Origin of the sequence: Pseudoalteromonas sp. HM-SA03, from assembly GCF_002289345.1 — a bacterium.
Classification (GTDB): Bacteria; Pseudomonadota; Gammaproteobacteria; order Enterobacterales; family Alteromonadaceae; genus Pseudoalteromonas.
In genome coordinates, this window is sequence record NZ_NSDG01000077.1 from 3875 (window position 1) to 22482 (window position 18608).

The window sequence follows — 18608 nt, forward strand, 5'->3', positions numbered from 1 at the left end:
AAGATAATCAAAACCTGCCTGCGCGGTTTGCGGCATATTGGNTACGTGCTAACTGCATCTTGGTAATAAAAGCAGGAAACCCTTCAGGTGCATATTTATCAATGATTTTACCCAAAATCACATAGCCGGTTTGGTTATAACTAAAACGCGAGTTAGGTGTAAATTGAAGAGGCTGCTTTTGCACAGCTTGCCATGAGGCTTCCACATCGTTCGGTACAATGGTTTCTAGGGCATAATTTGATGCAAGGATCGGCGGCAAACCTGTGGTGTGACCCATTAATTGATTAATTTTAAGTTGCTGCCAAGCCTTTGGTAAATCGGGTAAGTGCTTACCAATTTCATCGTCAATGTTTAGATAACCTTGCTCAGCGAGCTGTACAATTGCAACACCGGTAAACGCCTTTGTCATCGAATTAATCGGGAATAACGTCTGCTCAGTCACAGGCACTTGATGCTGTAAGTCTGCAAAACCATAACTTCCTTGCTTAATGATTTTATCGTCTTTAACCACGGCCAACTGTAATCCGGGAATATGTCTTTCTTTCATGAGGGTTTTGATCAGCTTGTCTACCGACTCAGCCTTCACCAAGGATGAAAATAATGCCGACCATAAAAGCGTGCCAAACCATAACAGGGTTGATAGTAAAACTTTGTTGTTCTTGTACATGATAGTTCCATTACTCATTTTCGCTTGAGAGATGGCTCTATCTGTCCAAGTATTGTACCAACCTTAAAAATTATTTTTATCAGTCACTTAAATAAATTCAGTGGGTAAACATTGGTGAATAAATTAACGAAAAGTGGTGAGATATACAAATAAGTGGCGTTTTTAACAAGGTAATCGTGAGGTGATAAAGTGGGAGTCTCAAGCGTAAACATCTCATGTTGGGATGTTTACGCTTGAGGTGTGAGTCAGCCTATAAGCCGGGTTCTGTTCACTCCCGAAGGAGATCGATAATCATTCGTCTAGGCCTAGGATCGCTCCTAGGCTCGAGCAACCTACCCGGTTCCGATGCGGGCCACACCATAAGGAACCCTATTTGGTCTTGCTCCAGGTGGAGTTTACCTTGCAACCAACTGTTACCAGTGGCCCGGTGCGCTCTTACCGCACCCTTTCACCCTTACCGGTCCCGAAGGACTTAGGCGGTCTTCTCTCTGCTGCACTTGTCGTAGGCTCACGCCCCCCAGCCGTTAGCTGGCACCCTGCCCATTGGAGCCCGGACTTTCCTCCCCCTGATCATTTTCGTCACAGGCAGCGATTATCCGGCTGACTCAGGCGGGCGATTATACGCACTTTAATGCAATAACGCACGCGATAAATTGCGTGTATTACGCTTCTCGCTCAGCAATGATAGCCTTATACAAAGCATTCTTTTTTAGCCCTAAATATTCAGCTGCCATGCCGCAGGCCTTTTTCAATGGCATTTCTGGCTCTAGTAACTCAATCAGCTTTTTCGCTTCTGGCGTTAATGCTTGCTCATCTCTTTGTTCACCGGGTAGCATCAACACCAGTTCACCTTTTTGCTTTTCAGGCGTTGCGGTTAAAAACTCAATAAGCTCAGTAACCGTGCCACTGAAAAAGGTTTCATAGGTTTTGGTCAGTTCTTTAGCAAAAACGACTTTTTGTGTATCGCCCAGCACGATTTTCATATCTTCTAGACTTGCCATAATGCGGTGGGTGCTTTCGTACAAGATACTGGTGATGCCAGAGGCGACTGCATCTTTAAAAAATTGCTGACGCGCTTGGCTTTTTGCAGGTGAAAATCCCACGAATTGGAATTTATCTGTCGGTAAGCCTGAACAACTCACCGCAGCAATGGCGGCACACGCGCCAGGAACGGGAGTCACAGTAGCACCCGCTTCACGGCACAGGTTTACCACGGCATAGCCTGGATCGCTGATAAGCGGCGTACCCGCATCAGACACTAGCGCGATGTCTTTGCCTTCGTTTAACCAATCTAAAATTTGCTGCGCTTTTTGCTTCTCGTTGTGATCATGCAGTGCAAAAGTTTTTGCTTTAATGCTAAAGTGGCTCAATAATTTACCAGTGTGGCGCGTATCTTCGGCAGCGATTAAATCGACCTGACTTAACACTTTCAGTGCACGTTCACTGATGTCATCTAAATTACCTATTGGTGTCGCTACAATATGTAGGGTGCCGATTTTGTTTTCGTTGTGAAGATTAGCCATTGAGCTCTCCAATATCAGTCAGTAAGATATCCACTCAGTCGTGAAAAAGAAGGTTTGCCTGTGCAGTTTAAAAAGATAGCGCTTTTAGTTGCCATATTGTCGGGGTTATCCGCTTGTAGTACAAGCACAAATGTCACCAAATCCGCCCAAGAAACTAAAACAACTAAAGCCGTTAGCCAATCGGATGACAATGCCGCGTCGTTATTTGCAAAGGCGCAGACTAAAGAAGGCGTTGCCAAAATCCAATTGCTATATGCAGCCAGAGACGCTGCTATCTTAGAAAAAGACTGGCAAATGTTAGAGCAAATTGGTTTAGCGATGGAAGCAAAAGCCAGTGTTGATCATATTCAAAACAAATTATACATCGCACTTGCTCGCAAAGAATTGTCGCAGTATGCCAATGCGTTAGCCATACTAAACACACTAGAGGGTAGGCTCAACACCCCTGAACACCAAGCTTGGTATGAGTATTTACTAGGTAGTATTTATGCCTCGCAACAATTACCAAAAAAAGCGTTGGTTGAATACTTTAAAGCAGCCGATATTGCCAATGAACATAACTTAGCGGTGGCCGGGTTACACGAAGAGATTTGGCTCGCACTACAGCAGCTATCAAGTTACGCTCTAGAGCGCTTTGATTCTGGCTCTGTTTTACAACGTGGTTGGGTAACACTGGCTAAATATCAACAAATTTATTTGGGTTCGAGCGTCCAGCTCGACCAAGCCATGAATAATTGGCGTCGTCGTTTTACTAATCACCCTGCGGTTGCTTTGCTGCCTAAAGATTTACAAGGCGCTGTTGCGCTTGAACCTTACCAAGTTAAAAGACTTGCGGTGTTATTACCACAATCTGGTGCGAGCGAGCGACTCGGTACAGCGCTTAAAAATGGTTTCTTGGCTGCCACTGACGAAGGGACGATTGAAGAAGTCTTCTTCATTGATGAAATGGCATCCGAGTCTGAAATCGTAACGCAACTTGCTGAGGCAAATGTCGATTTTGTCATTGGTCCATTATTAAAATCCAACGTTGAAAAACTACTCGCAGATAAAGGTTTTGCGGCTTACCCAACTTTGTTTTTAAATGCACGCGAAACGCTTACGCCTAGCAGCAGTGAACAGTACTTTTTTGCGCTTAACCCTGAGCATGAAGTCGAGCAAGCAATGAAGCACTTTCTTGCTAAAGGCTATAAAAAGCCTATGTTACTGGCTCCAGCGAATGCCTCTGGTAAGCGTTTAATTGAGTATTTTGATCAAGGCTGGAAACGCTACAGTGAGACCGCACCAGAAGTAGGTTATTACACTAATAGTAAAAATATGGCGGATGTCATCACCGATATTTTAGAGGTGGACGCTTCAAAGTCACGCACTAGCGTCATCAAAAGTCTATTTCGTAAAGAGCTCAAAAGCGAAACACGCTCTAGACGCGACATTGATGCCATCTATATTTTAGGTGATGCAATGGAAACTCGACTGCTCAAACCTTATTTAGACGTCAATGTCAGTACATTTGCCGACAGGATCCCTCTATATGCAAGCTCTCGCAGCTATAGTAAACAAATTGATGTTACTGATAAGGGCGATTTAGAAGGGCTTTATTTTACCGAGCAGCCTTGGATGCTACCGGGTGCTGTTGAAAAAGCACCGCTTCGAGATGCCTATCAATCTTTATGGCCTGAGCAGGCCGACTTAGAGCAGCGCTTGTTTGCAATGGCATATGACGCCACGAATTTAGTCCCCGAGCTGCGCCAACTTGCTTGGTTATCGGGTAAAAGTTTTGATGGCTTAACCGGCCAGCTCAGCATCCGTGGTGGCAGTGATGTAGTACGAAAACTCAGTTGGGCACAGTACCATAATAAACAAATTAGGCTGGTGAGCTTAGATGAACAGCCTCCATTACCATTATTTATGCAACAAGAGAAACCTGCGGGAGACTCTTTGATCAGATAGGATATCTGGATGTTTAAAGGACTATTTAGCAACACACGGAGTAAAGGCGAGCATTTTGAGTTGATTGCGGAGCAATTCTTGATAAAACAAGGGTTAACCCCCATCACCAGAAACTATCTCTGTAAATACGGAGAGATAGATCTCATTATGCGAGAGTCGCAAACCTTAGTGTTTATCGAAGTAAAGTATCGCGATAGTAGCCACTTCGGTGGCGCAATTAACGCGCTATCGAAAACTAAGCTTCAAAGATTAAACCGTAGTATTTATAATTATTTAGCACAGCAAAATTTGCATAATACGCAACTTAGAGTCGACTTTGTTGCCATTCAAGGGGCCGACCCCCCTGAAATAAACTGGATTAGAAATATTTTTTAGCATGCAAGAATCTATAAAATCTATATTTACAGAGTCAATTCAAGCGCAAATAGCGGCGGGCGAAGTATTACCTAAAGCCTTAGAAACCGCTGCTATGACCATGGCTCAGAGCCTGATCAATGGCAATAAAATCATCTGCTGCGGCGCGCCAAGTAATCATATGTTGGCGCACCACTTCGCAACCATCTTAAGCAACTTTTACGAAACCGAACGCCCGTGTCTGCCCGCGATTGCACTAACGAATGAGCAATATAATTTGGCGTCACCAGAAAATGGCAAAGCCAGAGAGCGATTTGCCAAGCAAATACGCGCATTCGCGCAGCAAGGAGACTTACTGGTGGCGTATGCCATAAACGGGCAAGAAAAGGCGGTTATTGGCGCAGTGGAAGCAGCCCTTACTAGAGATATGAAAGTCATCGCGTTAGTTGGCGATGATGGTGGTGAGATTACCGGCCTGTTGGGCCCACAGGATGTAGAAATCCGGATCCCAAGTAAACGCCCAAGTCGGATAATCGAGTCACAACTATTCAATACTCACTGTTTAAGTGAGCTAATCGACGCAATTTTATTCCCTCAGGAAGAAGTATGATGATGAGAATAACCTCTTTACTTGCCGCTATCTTGTTACTACAAGGGTGTGCTGCTGCGGTAGTTGCTGGTACAGCCGGTGCGGTATCTGCTGCAAATGATAGACGCACTATCGGTGCACAAATTGACGATAACAATATCGAGATTAAGGGTACGCTTGCCATCAAAGAGATTAAGCGCCTTGCAGATCATACCAATATCACACTGGTGAGTGTTAATGGCGTAGTATTAATGATTGGTCAGGTCACTAATCAAGAAATGAAAACGGAAGCTGAGCGTGCGCTACAGAACGTTGCTGGGATTAAGCAAGTACATAATCAGTTGAGAATAAGCTCGAATATAGGTATTACAACTCAAACACATGATACTTGGCTGACCTCCAAAGTAAAAACCAAACTACTGGCGGCCGACGAGATCAACGGCGCAAATATTAAGGTAGTTACCGAGAATGCAGAAGTGTTCTTGATGGGCTTAGTCTCCAAGCAAGAAGCAAACTCAGCGGTAGAAATCGCCAGAAATATTAATGGTGTAAAACGTGTGGTCAAAGCCTTTGAGTACATATAAACAATGACCATAAAAAAACCTGCATTCGCAGGTTTTTTTATTTTATCACTCGAAGGTGAGAACCTTTTTTCTTTTCAGATTCCGGTTTAGTCTCTGGCGCTTGTGAGACTTCAGTCTCTTTTGCCAAATCTAACTCATCATCTTCAAAGACTTCTTCTTCAGGTGTGAATACCGTGCCTTCACCATTTTCTCTGGCATAGATAGCTAATACCGCAGCGTTAGGTACGTATACCTGCATTGGTTGACCACCAAACCGAGCATTAAAGCTCAGTGCTTGGTTATCCATTGAGAAATTCGTCACAGCCGAGGGGCTCACGTTCAACACAATTTGCCCTTCTTGCACAAATTGTGTTGGAACCTGTACCGAGGGAAAGTCTGCGTTCACCACTAAATGCGGCGTACATTCGTTATCGACAATCCACTCGTAAAATGCGCGTAGTAAGTAAGGACGATTAGACGTCATTACGATCTGATCTCACGCTCAGCATCCGTTAGCGATGCTTGGAATGAGTCACGTTCAAATAAACGCAGCATGTATTCTTTTAGCTCTTTGCTACCTGCGCCATTCAGCTCAATACCAAGCTGTGGTAAACGCCAAAGTAGTGGAGCTAAATAACAATCCACTAAGCTGAACTCTTCACTCATGAAGTAAGGTGCTTCATTGAAGATAGGTGCTACAGCTAGTAGTGCTTCGGTTAACTCTTTACGAGCTTGTGCAGCCTCATCACCGCCCGCAGAAACCTTTTCAGCAAGTGAATACCAGTCAGTTTCAATGCGGTGCATCATCAAGCGACTACGGCCACGCATTACTGGATATACAGGCATCAGAGGAGGATGCGGGAAGCGCTCGTCTAGATACTCCATAATGATATTCGCTTGGTACAAGCCAAGCTCACGATCGATTAGCGTAGGGACAGTGCCATACGGATTAATCTCGTGTAGAGCTTCTGGTAAGTTGTCCTTTTCAGCCTGGTGAATATCAACACTTACACCTTTCTCAGCAAGTACAATACGTACCTGGTGACTGTACATACAGTTTGACCCAGAAAAAAGTGTCATTACAGGGCGCTTATTGGCAGCAACGGCCATGCCTACCTCCATTAAAAAACTAAAAGTAATTAAATCACTTTAAACAGCAAAAGGGGCGAACGCCCCTATTGCAAAAATTACCTTTGAATATTCAAATTAATGAACATCTCTCCAGTATTCTTTCTTCAAGAAGAATGCCAGAATGAAGAAGATAACTAAGAAACCAATAACCTTAATACCTAAAGCTTCTGACTCCAGGCGAGAAGGCTCACCTACATAAGCTAAGAAGTTTGTCAGGTCACGTGCTGCTTGGTCATATTCATCAACACTCATCTCACCGGTACCATCTGTTTCAGTGCCAACAACTTTAGTCACTGTGTGACCGTGCTCTTCCACTTCTTCAGTGATCGGTGTTGGCAAACCTTGTAACTCTTGTAGTACGTGAGGCATACCCACCAATGGGAAAACAACGTTGTTCACACCAAATGGGCGAGACTCATCTTTGTAGAACGACTTCAAGTAAGTATAGATGTAGTCTGGAGACTTAACACGAGAGATAAGTGTTAAGTCTGGTGGCGCAGCACCAAACCATTTTGCTGCATCATCTTTAGCCATAGAGTTTTTAATATGACTACCTACTTTTGAGCCATCGAAAATAAGCGTTTCTTGACCAATTTCAGTTGGAATACCGATGTCACGGAAAGTACGTTCATAACGCTGATATTGCATTTGGTGACAGCCAAGGCAGTAGTTCATAAATAACTTAGCGCCACGCTGTAGAGATGCTTTATCAGTTAAGTCATTATTTGCTTCCATCAAAGGCACTGATGGACCCGCCGCCATCGATAACGTTGGCAACAATGCGAATAAACCGATTACTAGCTTTTTCATCATTTCGTCAACCTCGTTGGTAGTGGCTTCGTCTTCTCGTTTTTACTGTAGAAGAATAGCAACACGAAGAACATAAAGTAAGTTACTGTCGTAATTTGCGACAATAGCGTTTTAAAGTCAGTTTGCGGTGTTGCACCAATCCAACCAAGGATAACGAAAGTGACAACAAACTGAGCAATGTTCAACTTATGGAAACCACAACGGTAGCGAATTGAACGAACTGAACCACGATCAATCCAAGGCAGTAGTGCCAATGCTACGATTGAAGCGCCCATTGCTAGTACACCAATCAACTTATCAGGAATAGCACGAAGAATCGCGTAGAATGGCGTAAAGTACCAAACTGGGAAAATGTGCTCTGGCGTTTTAAGCGGGTTTGCTGCTTCAAAGTTTGGCGCTTCAAGGAAGAAACCGTTCATTTCTGGTGCAAAGAATACTATTGCGCAGAAGAAAATTAAGAAGCCAGCAACACCTAAGACATCTTTTACTGTGTAGTAAGGGTGGAATGGAATTGCATCCACAATATCTTTTTTATCAGTGTAGTATTCATGGAATTTAAACTTAGGTTTGTCTTCCTCAGCTACAGAGCCTTTCTTGCGCTTGATCTCAACACCGTCAGGGTTATTTGAGCCGACTTCGTGCAGTGCAACAATGTGAAGGAATACTAAGATAACCAGTACTAATGGTAGTGCAATAACGTGTAGTGCAAAGAAACGGTTAAGCGTTGCACCAGAAATAACGTAGTCACCACGGATCCAAAGCGTTAAGTCATCACCAATTACCGGGATTGCACCAAATAATGAAATGATTACTTGAGCACCCCAGAATGACATCTGACCCCATGGTAATAAGTAACCCATGAAGGCTTCAGCCATTAGCGCTAAGAAGATAAACATACCGAACAACCACAGTAATTCACGTGGCTTTTGATAAGAACCGTAGATCATACCGCGGAACATGTGGAGATAGACCACGATAAAGAATGCGGATGCGCCGGTAGAGTGTAGGTATCGCAATAACCAACCATATTCAACATCACGCATGATGTATTCTACTGATGCAAATGCACCTTCAGCAGAAGGTACAAAGTTCATGGTTAGCCAGATACCCGTTACAATCTGGTTTACCAGTACAAGAATGGCGAGTGAACCAAACAAGTACCAGAAGTTAAAGTTTTTTGGCGCTGGGTATTGAGCAATGTGCATATTCCAGACGCGAGTCATCGGAATACGAGCATCGATCCAATCAACAACTTTGCCCACAACGCCCGTATTTGCTGCTTTATCTACATTAACAGACATTATGCAACCCCTTCTTCTTCACCTACCAAAATGGTAGTGTCGTCAATAAAGGTATACGGAGGGATCTCTAAGTTTAGAGGTGCAGGTACGTTTTGGAATACGCGCCCCGCCATATCAAACTTCGAACCGTGACAAGGACAGAAGAAACCACTATCAGTGCCTTCTACTTTTTCACCAAAGCTTCCGTTAAGGAAAGATGGTGAACACCCTAAGTGAGTACAAATCCCAACCGCGACGAAAATCTCAGGTCGCTTAGAACGGAAACCGTTCTGCGCAGATGCCAACTGCTGTGGCTCTTCAGAGTTAGGATCACGAAGTTGGTCTTCGTGTTGCTTCATTTGTTCTAGCATTTTTGGTGTACGATTAACAATCCAAACTGGTTTGCCTCGCCACTCAACACGAATAAGTTGTCCAGACTCAAGTTTGCTGATATCTACTTCTACAGGCGCACCTGCAGATTTAGCTCGCTCACTTGGATTCCAGGACGCAATAAAAGGAACAGCAGCTCCAACCGCACCAACGCCACCTACAACAGAGGTAGCGATAGTTAAAAAGCGACGTCGGCTGTTGTCTACAGGCGCATTGCTCATCCACTTATCTCCACTTGATTCCCAACACTTGCTATATTGAGAACATCAGTTACAGCAGGTTAATTTAAGAAATTACAAAATAGACGCGATCATAAATAAATACCTTGATTAAAACAAGGTTATTCCAGATCCATGCCCGAATAAACCCGCAGAAAATCATCTATGATTACTTCGAGCATGAAACCGAGTATTTATGATATCGCATCTGACACAACAATATACTGACTAAGATCAACCCCTCGACTAAGGATACGCACCAAATCGCGTGACTGGATCTCAGGCCTTTCTACTTGCTTCGCCAATTGTAGCAAAAAAAACCGCCAAGTTACCGCTCGAATTGCACTAATTATTATATTTATTGAACTTTTTTAACTCGACGCGATATTTTTGAGCAAATAAGTAGGACAAAACGAATTAGATACCTCGTAAATACGAGAGATTGATGTGCACATAGGAGATGCTAAAAACAAAAAACCCAGCATAAGCTGGGTTTTTGAATTCTTGAAACGTAATAAATTAACGCTTAGAGAACTGTGTCTTCTTACGTGCTTTCTTAAGACCAACTTTCTTACGCTCAACTTTACGAGCATCGCGAGTAACAAAGCCAGCTTTACGTAGAGCTGGACGTAAAGACTCGTCAAACTCCATTAGTGCACGTGTGATACCGTGACGGATAGCACCCGCTTGACCAGTTGTACCACCACCTGCAACAGTGATGTATAGGTCAAACTTTTCTGTCATTTCAACTAGCTCTAGAGGCTGACGAACAACCATGCGAGAAGTTTCACGACCGAAGAACTCTTCTAAAGAGCGCTTATTGATTACGATGTTGCCAGTGCCTGGGCGTAGGAATACGCGAGCACTTGAACTTTTACGACGACCTGTACCGTAGTATTGATTTGCCATGATAGTGCTCCTTAAATGTCTAGAACCTGAGGCTGCTGTGCAGCGTGGTTGTGCTCGTTACCAGCGTAAACTTTAAGTTTACGGAACATTTCACGACCTAGAGGACCGCGAGGTAACATGCCTTTAACCGCTTTCTCGATGATCATTTCAGGCTTTTTAGCTTGAAGTTTCTCAAAGTTGATAGACTTAAGTCCACCTGGGTAACCAGAGTGAGCATAGTACATTTTGTCCTGAGTTTTGTTACCAGTTACAGTAACTTTCTCAGCGTTGATTACGATGATGTAATCACCAGTGTCAACGTGTGGAGTATACTCAGCTTTGTGCTTACCGCGAAGGCGACGAGCGATTTCAGTAGCGATGCGACCTAAAGTTTTACCTTCAGCGTCAACTACGTACCAGTCACGTTTTACAGTTTCTGGTTTAGCAACAAACGTTTTCATTATAAAAATCCAAAGTTTTCAATTTTAAAACCACAGGCAGTCCTTGGACTACCGCTCTACTTGTATTTGCTTTAACCCCTTCGAGTTTAAGACTTTTATGCCGCTCAAGTCAGTGGCTAAGCCGACGAGGGCAATAGAACGCAACGTGGCAGGCCGCGGATTATAGCAAGCCTTCTGGGCGAAAACCAGCGCTTGGTGCTTTTTTCTACAAGAAAATCTGAAGAATTTCGAAAAAAATCGAAAAGGCAAAAAATCCAACGAAATGATGACGTGTGCGTGACAAGGACTCGTTCAAATAGGATGTTTACAAACACCCACACCGAACAAGTCCTCTTAGCAAAAAAGTAATTGCCGTTAGGCTAAATGCTCTTTTGCTAAATATTCATGGGATTGCATTTCTTGCAAGCGGCTAATGCAGCGTTTGAACTCAAAATTCAGTGTACCTTCGGTATAAAGTTCGGTAATAGGCGCTGCTGCCGAGATGATAAGCGTCACATTACGCTCATAAAACTCATCGACGAGCGCAATAAAGCGTCTTGCCGCATCATCGTTTTGCTGACCCATTTGCTTCACATTAGATAGTATCACAGTGTTATATAAGCGACTGATCTCCATGTAATCCACTTGCGAGCGAGCGGTTTCACATAGCGCTGGGAAATCAAACATAACAATACAATCAGACACTATTCGGGTTTGGATCATCCGACCTTCAATCTCAATCGCTTGCCCAGCTTTACCCGGTTCCGGAGAGAGTTTATTAAAGTAGTCGAATAAGTTTTCATCCGCTTGTTTATCAAGTGGGCTGTGAAAAATTTCCGCTTGTTCCAACGTGCGCAAGCGATAGTCAATACCCGAGTCTACATTAACAACCTCGGTATTGGCTTTTACCAACTCTATAGCGGGTAAAAATCGCGCGCGCTGCAAGCCATTTCTATACAAATCGTCTGGCACAATATTCGATGTGGCAACTAACACGATACCGCGCGCAAAAAGCGCCTGCATTAATCCCCCCAGCAACATGGCATCAGTAATATCTTGAACGAAAAATTCATCGAAGCAGATAATGTCAGTTTCAGATTTGAACGTATCAGCGATACTTTCCAGAGGGTTTTTCACTTCATTAAGCTTTTTCAGCTCAGCATGAACACGATGCATAAAGCGGTGAAAATGCACCCGCATTTTACGCTCTGTCGGCAACGCATCGTAAAAAGTATCAACCAGATAGGTTTTACCGCGCCCTACACCACCCCAAAAGTACAACCCTTTCACTTTTGGCTGCTCAGCTTTGCCAAACAAGCGCGAGAAAAAGTTTTGTTTGACCGGGGGCTGATTGATAAGATCGTCATACAATCGCTGTAAATGCTTTACGGCATTTTCTTGCGCGCTGTCATATTGAAAATCATCACGTTGTAGATCTTGCTGATATTTTTCCCAAGGCGTCATCGACTTAAATATTTTTTTACGATTTGTTTGTGGGTTATATTAACACGACTGTATTCACAGCGTATATTTAACTCTAACAGAGTTTTAATTTTATTTGCCGTTGAGGCACACAGGGAGAAACCTATGACTACCGTTACTTGGCTTGGATTACTGATCATTGTTGCCATTGCTGCATTCTTTTTAGGTGGCTTTGTAACGAAAAAGCAGTTCAAACACGACGAACTGGAAGTGCAAGCACAACAAGCTAAACATGACCTTGAGCAATATCGTCAAGACGTATCAGATCATCTTGCTAGCACCAAAAAGCTAGTAAATAAAATGCAGGATAGTTATCAACAGCTGCTTACCCATGTGGAAGAAACCAACCAGCTACTGACACAGGATCGTCCATCTCATCCTGCTGATCCTTTTTTCTCAAAAGAAACCACAGAACAACTACAAGCTTCTCTCCAAGCACGTCCAGAGAGAAGACGTAAACAAGACCCAAGCTTTGAGGCACCACCTAGTGACTATGCCGAAGGTGAAACTGGGTTATTTTCTGGTCAAAAAAAAGAAAGTGAGCAAATTAAAGCCTCTTGATGAAACTTTTTGTTGACCCCATAGTCTTTAAAAGAAGTTATTGATTCTAGGGGCTAATTATCAGCCCCTTATGACTTATATTAACGCTAATAGCGGAGTACTTCACGACTATGAAATTTAAACTATCTTTGTTATCGGCCGCTTTACTTTCTTCTAGCTTATTGCTGTTACCGCAGCAAAGCATGGCCAAACTTCCTGTTGCCGTAGACGGCCAGCAATTACCAACGCTAGCACCTATGTTAGAAAAGGTCACCCCGGGCGTTGTTAGTATCCAAGTAAAAGGTGCTAAGGAAGTGCGTCGCCGTGTCGACCCTTTCGACTTTTTCTTTGGACAACCGCAGCCTCGTAGCCAAAAGCGCCCTTTTAGCGGCCTCGGCTCAGGTGTCATCATCGATGCAGATAAAGGTTATGTCGTTACAAACAATCACGTTATTGATGATGCAGACGAAATGCTGGTCACCTTAAAGGATGGCAGAGAGTTCGAAGCTAAATTAATCGGTAGCGACGCCGAATCCGATATCGCATTGCTACAAATCGACGGCGAAGACCTAACAGAAATTAAACTCGCTAATTCAGACAAGCTGAGAGTAGGTGACTTTTCCGTTGCTATTGGTAACCCGTTTGGTTTAAGTCATACAGTCACCTCAGGAATAATCAGTGCACTAGGCCGTAGCGGCTTAAATATCGAAGGCTACGAAGACTTTATCCAAACAGATGCGGCGATCAACCAAGGTAATTCAGGTGGTGCACTGGTTAACTTAAACGGTGAGCTCATTGGTATCAACACCGCTATTTTAGGTGCGTCTGGCGGCAATGTCGGGATCGGCTTTGCTATTCCGTCAAACATGATGAAAAACCTAGTGGACCAAATTGTTGAGTACGGAGAAGTTCGTCGTGGTTCATTGGGTATTTTGGGTCGTACCTTAGATGCAGGTCTTGCTAAAGCACAAGGCTTTGATGTTAAGCGCGGTGCTTATGTCATGCGCGTAGTGGAAGATTCAGCAGCAGACAAAGCGGGCCTGAAAGCCAATGATGTCATTGTCAGCCTAAACGGCGACGACATTGAAAGCTTTAATGAACTCCACGGTAAAGTGGCTACGATGGGTGAAGGTCGTGAGGTACGACTTGGTGTCTACCGTGATGGCAAAACCAAGTTTATCGACGTAGAACTTGGTGGTAAGCAAGAAGAGCAGGCGAATGCTGAAGACGTACATCCAAACCTACGAGGCGCGGTACTAGAGAGTGGCGAGCGCAATGGTAATGAAGGTGTCGTCATTACCTCAGTAGAACCTCGCTCACCAGCAGCACGTGTTGGCCTTGAAGAAGGCGATGTGATCATGCAAGTGAATCGTCAACGCGTCACTAGCGTTAAAGACATGTCTAAACTAATTAATGGTATTAAAGGCAATATCGTACTAGGGATTAAACGCGATCGCGAGACGGTTTTCTACCTCATTCAGTAACGAAATCGACAAATATTAAAAATGAAACACAGCGAAGCTTGTCGCTGTGTTTTTTTTTNGTGTCATTATTAGCAGTATTAGATAACGATAAATATAAGCTCTTGTGCTCAAATTAATTAAANTTCATTTTTCCACCGCTTCTTGCCGGATTAGGGATCGCTTTCATTATCATTTGGTTTAATCCTGAGCTGAGGGATAACTTGCCAAAACTTGAAGCCCCGCATATTCAGGCCCATCATATGAGTTTTGCTGACGCTGTAGAAAAAACGGCTCCAGCGGTCGTGACGATTTTTTCCGAGGGCTTTAGCAACCAGCCAAGATATCAGCGCCAAAGCACGGTTAGAGAACTTGGCTCTGGTGTTATTATGAGCCGAGATGGCTACATACTGACAAACTATCATGTAGTGAACAACGCCGATCAAATCATTGTGCTTCTTCCTGATGGCCGCCAGTATAGCGATACGCAACTGATAGGCTATGACACCATCACCGATTTAGCTTTATTAAAAATTCCAGCTGAGAATTTACCTGTCATTCCTATCGATCATGATTACTCACCACGTGTTGGGGATGTGGTGCTCGCAATTGGTAACCCATTGAACATTGGACAAACCATTACGCAAGGTATTATCAGTGCAACGGGCAAACAGACTCTCACAGAAAGCCAATTTAATAATTTGCTGCAAATGGATGCCGCGATTAATGTTGGTAACTCAGGTGGTGCCGTTGTCAATTCAAATGGCGCGCTAGTTGGCATAACTTCTGCGCAGTTTCGCACACGTTTGAATATTGATATCCAAGGTATCTCTTTTGCGATCCCTTATGATCTTGCACTGGACGTTATGCATAAACTCATTATGGATGGCAGAGTGATCCGAGGCTATCTCGGTTTTAGAGGCACGCCAGTTGATAACACAGGTAAAAGCGTAACAGATCTCTACACACCAATTGTCGGCCTTGCTGTTAGCGAATTAGACCCATTAGGTCCCGCATGGCAAGCTGGTATGAAAGAGCACGATATTGTAGTTAAAGTAGGTGGAGAGCCTGTGACTAATCCGCAAAGGACACTGAAGACGATAGGCAATACCGCGCCTGGCACTAAACTCGAGTTTGAAGTACTCAGAGGTGGCCAACGCCTCACCATTACAGTGGAAGTCGCTGAACTCGAAACAGGGTTATATTAAGAAAAAAGCGTCCAGAGGGACGCTTTTTCGTTTTTTATTTAGAATCATTAATCTCAGGTTTTACGGCGTTTTATATTTGCACCTAAACGACTTAGCTTATCTTCTATCTTCTGATAACCCCTATCAACATGATAGATGCGATCTACTATGGTTTCGCCTGTTGCAACAATACCCGTTAGGATAAGACTCGCAGATGCGCGTAAATCAGTTGCCATTACCTGTGCACCTGATAACGACTCAGTCTCACCACAGATTGCCGTGTTGCCTTCTAAACGAATATTCGCGCCCATACGCTGCAGCTCTGGCACATGCATAAAGCGGTTTTCAAAGATAGTTTCTGTGATTGTCGCACTACCTTCAGCCACCACATTTAATGCAGTAAACTGAGCTTGCATGTCTGTTGGAAAACCTGGATGTGGCATGGTTTTGATATTAACAGCTTTCAAAGCGCGTTGACGCATATCCACATAAATACTGTCTTCATTTACCTCAACAATAGCATTGGCAGCGCGTAGCTTTTCAAGCACAGGTTCAAGGCTATGATAGTCCGTGTTTTTACACAGCACTTCACCTTTTGCCATTGCTGCAGCAACCAAGAAGGTCCCCGTTTCGATACGATCTGGAAGGATTTTATGCTCACAACCATTAAGACGCTCAACGCCTTCTATCTCAATTCGGCTCGAACCTGCACCGCTGATCTTGGCACCCATGGCAACTAAGCATTCAGCTAAGTTAATAATCTCTGGTTCTCTCGCAGCATTGTCTATCACAGTTTTACCCTCGGCGAGGGTTGCAGCCATCAGTAAGTTTTCAGTAGCACCAACGCTGACGGTTTCCATAAAGATCTCAGCGCCACGAAGGCGGCCCTCAGTTACCGCATGGATATAACCATTCTCAACTTTGATCTTAGCGCCCATTTTCTCAAGGCCCGAAATATGCAGATCGACTGGACGAGCACCAATAGCACAGCCTCCCGGTAGGGAAACTTGCGCTTGACCAAATCTAGCGACTAATGGGCCCAACGCCAACACCGAAGCACGCATTTGCTTAACGAGTTCATAAGGTGCAAGTACGCTATTTACCGTTGCACCATTGATTTCTAAGATATCACCATCCCACTCAACTTCAGCGCCCAGTGTTTTTAATAAGGCTTCAGTGGTACCAATATCACGTAAATGCGGTACATTCGAAAAACAGCTTTTGCCATCGCCAAGCAGAGCGGCGAATAAAATAGGTAGGGCTGCATTTTTAGCCCCTGAAATAGTGACTTCACCGGCTAAAGTGGTGCCACCTTGGATAACAAACTGATCCATTGCGGCACTCCGTTATTGTGGAAGAATAAATTTGCGCTCTTTTTGCCATTCATCAGGTGTGAATGCACGAATACTAACAGCATGCATAGTGCCGTCTTTAATCGTATCCATCAGTGGGCCATAGATCAGCTGTTCTCTTTTCAGCCTTCTTAATCCGTCAAAACACGTTCCAACAGCAATGACTTCGTAGTGACTACCATTAGCTTTGACGATGATTTCGTCAAGCGATAGTGCATCTCTCAATAAAGTTTCGACTTGATTTGTTTCCATTAGACTCACTCAAATAGGGTTGTCACCTGTCCCAACTCCATTAAATTTTGCAGTTGTTCAGGCGTATTTTTCAGCTCGAGACAAATGTCGCGCTGTTTCAATTGACCTAAAGAGTGAATTAACCAAGCTAAGCCCGCGGTGTCAACCCTTGTCACCTCAGAAAGGTTAAAATAGACGGTTGATTGCGCATTTTTCAACACTTGAACGATGGTCGACTGTTTCAGTGCGCTTGGTAAACTCGCTCTCGTAAGTTCACCAGTTAACACGATTTCACCTTTACTTTCGGTGAATGAAATACTAGGCGTCACCATCATCCCCTCTAAATTGCACTGGTAGCTTGCTCTTCTTATCCAACAGTTGGATCACATGTTCAATACCTTGCTGGCGCAAAATACCATGTAGCTCCGATTGTTTGGCATCTAGTAAACTAATGCCTTCCGCCATCATGTCAAAAGCACGCCAGTCACCGTCTTGACCGCGTCTAACTTTAAAATCAATTTTGATATCAGGCTTACCAGGCTCTACAATTTTAGTCTTAACAACAACCACAGCCTCATTCTCAAATGGGCGATGCTCACCAAACTCTACCTTTTGGTCTTTATATTGAGTAAACACACCAGCATAAGTCGCTACCAAGTAATTTTTGAATACCTCGATAAACTCTTTAATATGCTTGATAGCAGCAGCTTTTTCCTCTTTACTTTCAATGTTGCGAACCGTTTGAATATAAGAGCCTAATACACGATACGCAGCATATTTGTGATCAATGTAAGGCAAGAGCTCTTCTTCCACGATAACGCGTAAGTGTTCTTTGTCTTTTTCAATGATGTTTTGCTCTTTCGTAACACGCTGAAAAGTTTGCGCCGCAACTTGCTCCACCATTTTATAAGGATCGCTTGAGTCCACCTCTTTCGCCTGAACCAATGCGGTAGCCATCAATGCTACAAACAAAATCAGACATTTTGCATAGATGTTTTTTAACATATTTACTCGCTCCCTTGATTAAATAGGAACTGACCAATTAGCTCTTCTAATACCAGTGCTGATTTTGTATCTGTGATCATATCACCGTCTTTCAATGCTCTTGTTTCCACACCAAAAAGAGACTCAAGATCAACGCTCTCTTCACTCGTTACTTCCTGACCAAGACATTTTTGCTTCGCAGATTCAGCAGCAATAACAGGAGAAATACCTAAATATTGCTCACCCAAAATGCCCGATGTCAAAATCGAAACCGACGAAGTATCAGAAAACTGACACTCGTAGTTTTTATCTAAACTCATCGAAACTACAGGTACAAATTCTTGGGGGTGGATGTGAATTCCATCAACACGGCCAATCACAACCCCACCTACCTTAATTGGGGCACGGGTTTTTAACGAGCCTATATTTTCGAACTTAGCATGCAAATTGTAAGTCTCACCATTGCCGCTTAAGCCTGAGTTAGCCACCTTTAACGCCAACATAACAAATGCAGCAATGCCCAATGCCACGAACAAGCCAACTAAAATTTCTATTTTCCGTGTATTCATTTT

General features: G+C 43.7%; 21 protein-coding genes, 1 other RNA gene and 1 pseudogene (1 of these 23 cut by a window edge). 7 read left to right on the plus strand and 16 right to left on the minus strand.

Going from position 1 to position 18608, the window contains the following annotated elements; all coding sequences use genetic code 11:
• From CKO50_RS15350 to rsmI, 3 genes and pseudogenes are all read right to left on the minus strand, one after another.
• A pseudogene (locus CKO50_RS15350) lies at positions 1-685 on the minus strand (serine hydrolase domain-containing protein); it reaches 566 nt to the left of the window's first position.
• Between the two features lie 219 nt (positions 686-904).
• An RNA gene (gene rnpB, locus CKO50_RS15355) (RNase P RNA component class A) lies at positions 905-1275 on the minus strand.
• Positions 1276-1329: 54 nt separating this feature from the next.
• Positions 1330-2190 carry a 16S rRNA (cytidine(1402)-2'-O)-methyltransferase gene (rsmI, locus tag CKO50_RS15360; protein ID WP_095728866.1) on the minus strand — a complete coding sequence of 287 codons (861 nt, stop codon included), beginning with the start codon at positions 2188-2190 and terminating at the stop codon, positions 1330-1332.
• Between the two features lie 60 nt (positions 2191-2250).
• Between rsmI and CKO50_RS15365 the strand changes: the two genes are divergently transcribed.
• The 4 genes from CKO50_RS15365 to dolP are packed head-to-tail and all read left to right on the plus strand — an operon-like array spanning position 2251 to position 5664.
• Positions 2251-4137 (plus strand): penicillin-binding protein activator, encoded by a 1887-nt coding sequence (locus tag CKO50_RS15365; protein WP_095728867.1) that lies wholly within the window; start codon positions 2251-2253, stop codon positions 4135-4137.
• 9 nt (positions 4138-4146) lie between these two features.
• The gene (locus CKO50_RS15370) at positions 4147-4512 is read left to right on the plus strand and encodes a YraN family protein (RefSeq protein ID WP_095728868.1); all 366 of its coding nucleotides are present in this window, start codon (positions 4147-4149) and stop codon (positions 4510-4512) included.
• Position 4513: 1 nt separating this feature from the next.
• Positions 4514-5101 carry an SIS domain-containing protein gene (locus CKO50_RS15375; RefSeq protein ID WP_095728869.1) on the plus strand — a complete coding sequence of 196 codons (588 nt, stop codon included), beginning with the start codon at positions 4514-4516 and terminating at the stop codon, positions 5099-5101.
• The gene (gene dolP / locus CKO50_RS15380; protein ID WP_095728870.1) at positions 5098-5664 is read left to right on the plus strand and encodes a division/outer membrane stress-associated lipid-binding lipoprotein; all 567 of its coding nucleotides are present in this window, start codon (positions 5098-5100) and stop codon (positions 5662-5664) included. Before CKO50_RS15375 ends, dolP begins: the two co-directional genes overlap by 4 nt.
• Positions 5665-5701: 37 nt before the next feature.
• Here dolP and CKO50_RS15385 read toward each other — a convergent pair whose 3' ends face one another.
• The 8 genes from CKO50_RS15385 to zapE all read right to left on the minus strand — a co-directional run bounded on the left by CKO50_RS15385 (position 5702) and on the right by zapE (position 12264).
• Complete coding sequence (locus CKO50_RS15385; protein WP_095728871.1) at positions 5702-6127, minus strand: ClpXP protease specificity-enhancing factor; 426 nt, start codon at positions 6125-6127, stop codon at positions 5702-5704.
• Positions 6127-6753, minus strand: a complete 627-nt coding sequence (gene sspA / locus CKO50_RS15390; RefSeq protein ID WP_095728872.1) for a stringent starvation protein SspA — start codon at positions 6751-6753, stop codon at positions 6127-6129. Before sspA ends, CKO50_RS15385 begins: the two co-directional genes overlap by 1 nt.
• 96 nt (positions 6754-6849) lie before the next feature.
• The gene (locus CKO50_RS15395) at positions 6850-7587 is read right to left on the minus strand and encodes a cytochrome c1 (RefSeq protein ID WP_017219051.1); all 738 of its coding nucleotides are present in this window, start codon (positions 7585-7587) and stop codon (positions 6850-6852) included.
• The gene (locus CKO50_RS15400) at positions 7584-8885 is read right to left on the minus strand and encodes a cytochrome b N-terminal domain-containing protein (protein ID WP_017219050.1); all 1302 of its coding nucleotides are present in this window, start codon (positions 8883-8885) and stop codon (positions 7584-7586) included. The genes CKO50_RS15395 and CKO50_RS15400 overlap by 4 nt, the downstream gene beginning before the upstream one ends.
• On the minus strand, positions 8885-9475 hold the full coding sequence (gene petA / locus CKO50_RS15405; RefSeq protein WP_095728873.1) for a ubiquinol-cytochrome c reductase iron-sulfur subunit: 591 nt from the start codon (positions 9473-9475) through the stop codon (positions 8885-8887). Before petA ends, CKO50_RS15400 begins: the two co-directional genes overlap by 1 nt.
• 516 nt (positions 9476-9991) lie before the next feature.
• Positions 9992-10384, minus strand: coding sequence for a 30S ribosomal protein S9 (rpsI, locus tag CKO50_RS15410; protein WP_161796706.1), 393 nt, complete (start codon positions 10382-10384; stop codon positions 9992-9994).
• An 8-nt stretch (positions 10385-10392) separates the two neighbouring features.
• On the minus strand, positions 10393-10821 hold the full coding sequence (rplM, locus tag CKO50_RS15415; protein WP_010376694.1) for a 50S ribosomal protein L13: 429 nt from the start codon (positions 10819-10821) through the stop codon (positions 10393-10395).
• Between the two features lie 354 nt (positions 10822-11175).
• The gene (gene zapE / locus CKO50_RS15420; RefSeq protein WP_095728874.1) at positions 11176-12264 is read right to left on the minus strand and encodes a cell division protein ZapE; all 1089 of its coding nucleotides are present in this window, start codon (positions 12262-12264) and stop codon (positions 11176-11178) included.
• Positions 12265-12387: 123 nt separating this feature from the next.
• Here zapE and CKO50_RS15425 point away from each other — a divergent pair, with 123 nt between their 5' ends.
• The 3 genes from CKO50_RS15425 (at position 12388) to CKO50_RS15435 (ending at position 15490) form a co-directional block, all read left to right on the plus strand.
• Entirely contained in the window at positions 12388-12843 is a 456-nt protein-coding gene (locus CKO50_RS15425; RefSeq protein ID WP_010376689.1) for a YhcB family protein, read from the plus strand.
• 110 nt (positions 12844-12953) lie between these two features.
• Positions 12954-14306 carry a DegQ family serine endoprotease gene (locus CKO50_RS15430; protein WP_095728875.1) on the plus strand — a complete coding sequence of 451 codons (1353 nt, stop codon included), beginning with the start codon at positions 12954-12956 and terminating at the stop codon, positions 14304-14306.
• A 200-nt stretch (positions 14307-14506) separates the two neighbouring features.
• The gene (locus tag CKO50_RS15435; protein WP_255229997.1) at positions 14507-15490 is read left to right on the plus strand and encodes a trypsin-like peptidase domain-containing protein; all 984 of its coding nucleotides are present in this window, start codon (positions 14507-14509) and stop codon (positions 15488-15490) included.
• 53 nt (positions 15491-15543) lie between these two features.
• Here the strand turns inward: CKO50_RS15435 and murA are convergent, their stop codons facing one another.
• The 5 genes from murA to mlaD are packed head-to-tail and all read right to left on the minus strand — an operon-like array spanning position 15544 to position 18605.
• Positions 15544-16803 (minus strand): UDP-N-acetylglucosamine 1-carboxyvinyltransferase, encoded by a 1260-nt coding sequence (gene murA, locus CKO50_RS15440; protein ID WP_095728877.1) that lies wholly within the window; start codon positions 16801-16803, stop codon positions 15544-15546.
• Between the two features lie 12 nt (positions 16804-16815).
• The gene (locus CKO50_RS15445) at positions 16816-17073 is read right to left on the minus strand and encodes a BolA family protein (protein WP_010376682.1); all 258 of its coding nucleotides are present in this window, start codon (positions 17071-17073) and stop codon (positions 16816-16818) included.
• Positions 17074-17078: 5 nt separating this feature from the next.
• Positions 17079-17384, minus strand: coding sequence for a lipid asymmetry maintenance protein MlaB (locus CKO50_RS15450; protein ID WP_095728878.1), 306 nt, complete (start codon positions 17382-17384; stop codon positions 17079-17081).
• Complete coding sequence (locus CKO50_RS15455; RefSeq protein ID WP_095728879.1) at positions 17371-18057, minus strand: phospholipid-binding protein MlaC; 687 nt, start codon at positions 18055-18057, stop codon at positions 17371-17373. The genes CKO50_RS15450 and CKO50_RS15455 overlap by 14 nt, the downstream gene beginning before the upstream one ends.
• A 2-nt stretch (positions 18058-18059) precedes the next feature.
• A complete protein-coding gene (gene mlaD / locus CKO50_RS15460) occupies positions 18060-18605 on the minus strand; it encodes an outer membrane lipid asymmetry maintenance protein MlaD (protein ID WP_095728880.1) in 546 nt (181 codons plus the stop codon).
• Between the last annotated feature and the right edge of the window lie 3 nt (positions 18606-18608).

What these genes read in the sequence shown, in the direction of transcription:
- rsmI (WP_095728866.1), bottom strand. Translation starts at nt 2,190, where the DNA reads ATGGCTAATCTTCACAACGAAAACAAAATCGGCACCCTACATATTGTA.
- CKO50_RS15370 (WP_095728868.1), top strand. Translation starts at nt 4,147, where the DNA reads ATGTTTAAAGGACTATTTAGCAACACACGGAGTAAAGGCGAGCATTTT.
- CKO50_RS15375 (WP_095728869.1), top strand. Translation starts at nt 4,514, where the DNA reads ATGCAAGAATCTATAAAATCTATATTTACAGAGTCAATTCAAGCGCAA.
- dolP (WP_095728870.1), top strand. Translation starts at nt 5,098, where the DNA reads ATGATGATGAGAATAACCTCTTTACTTGCCGCTATCTTGTTACTACAA.
- CKO50_RS15385 (WP_095728871.1), bottom strand. Translation starts at nt 6,127, where the DNA reads ATGACGTCTAATCGTCCTTACTTACTACGCGCATTTTACGAGTGGATT.
- sspA (WP_095728872.1), bottom strand. Translation starts at nt 6,753, where the DNA reads ATGGCCGTTGCTGCCAATAAGCGCCCTGTAATGACACTTTTTTCTGGG.
- CKO50_RS15395 (WP_017219051.1), bottom strand. Translation starts at nt 7,587, where the DNA reads ATGATGAAAAAGCTAGTAATCGGTTTATTCGCATTGTTGCCAACGTTA.
- CKO50_RS15400 (WP_017219050.1), bottom strand. Translation starts at nt 8,885, where the DNA reads ATGTCTGTTAATGTAGATAAAGCAGCAAATACGGGCGTTGTGGGCAAA.
- petA (WP_095728873.1), bottom strand. Translation starts at nt 9,475, where the DNA reads ATGAGCAATGCGCCTGTAGACAACAGCCGACGTCGCTTTTTAACTATC.
- rplM (WP_010376694.1), bottom strand. Translation starts at nt 10,821, where the DNA reads ATGAAAACGTTTGTTGCTAAACCAGAAACTGTAAAACGTGACTGGTAC.
- zapE (WP_095728874.1), bottom strand. Translation starts at nt 12,264, where the DNA reads ATGACGCCTTGGGAAAAATATCAGCAAGATCTACAACGTGATGATTTT.
- CKO50_RS15425 (WP_010376689.1), top strand. Translation starts at nt 12,388, where the DNA reads ATGACTACCGTTACTTGGCTTGGATTACTGATCATTGTTGCCATTGCT.
- CKO50_RS15430 (WP_095728875.1), top strand. Translation starts at nt 12,954, where the DNA reads ATGAAATTTAAACTATCTTTGTTATCGGCCGCTTTACTTTCTTCTAGC.
- murA (WP_095728877.1), bottom strand. Translation starts at nt 16,803, where the DNA reads ATGGATCAGTTTGTTATCCAAGGTGGCACCACTTTAGCCGGTGAAGTC.
- CKO50_RS15445 (WP_010376682.1), bottom strand. Translation starts at nt 17,073, where the DNA reads ATGGAAACAAATCAAGTCGAAACTTTATTGAGAGATGCACTATCGCTT.
- CKO50_RS15450 (WP_095728878.1), bottom strand. Translation starts at nt 17,384, where the DNA reads ATGGTGACGCCTAGTATTTCATTCACCGAAAGTAAAGGTGAAATCGTG.
- CKO50_RS15455 (WP_095728879.1), bottom strand. Translation starts at nt 18,057, where the DNA reads ATGTTAAAAAACATCTATGCAAAATGTCTGATTTTGTTTGTAGCATTG.
- mlaD (WP_095728880.1), bottom strand. Translation starts at nt 18,605, where the DNA reads ATGAATACACGGAAAATAGAAATTTTAGTTGGCTTGTTCGTGGCATTG.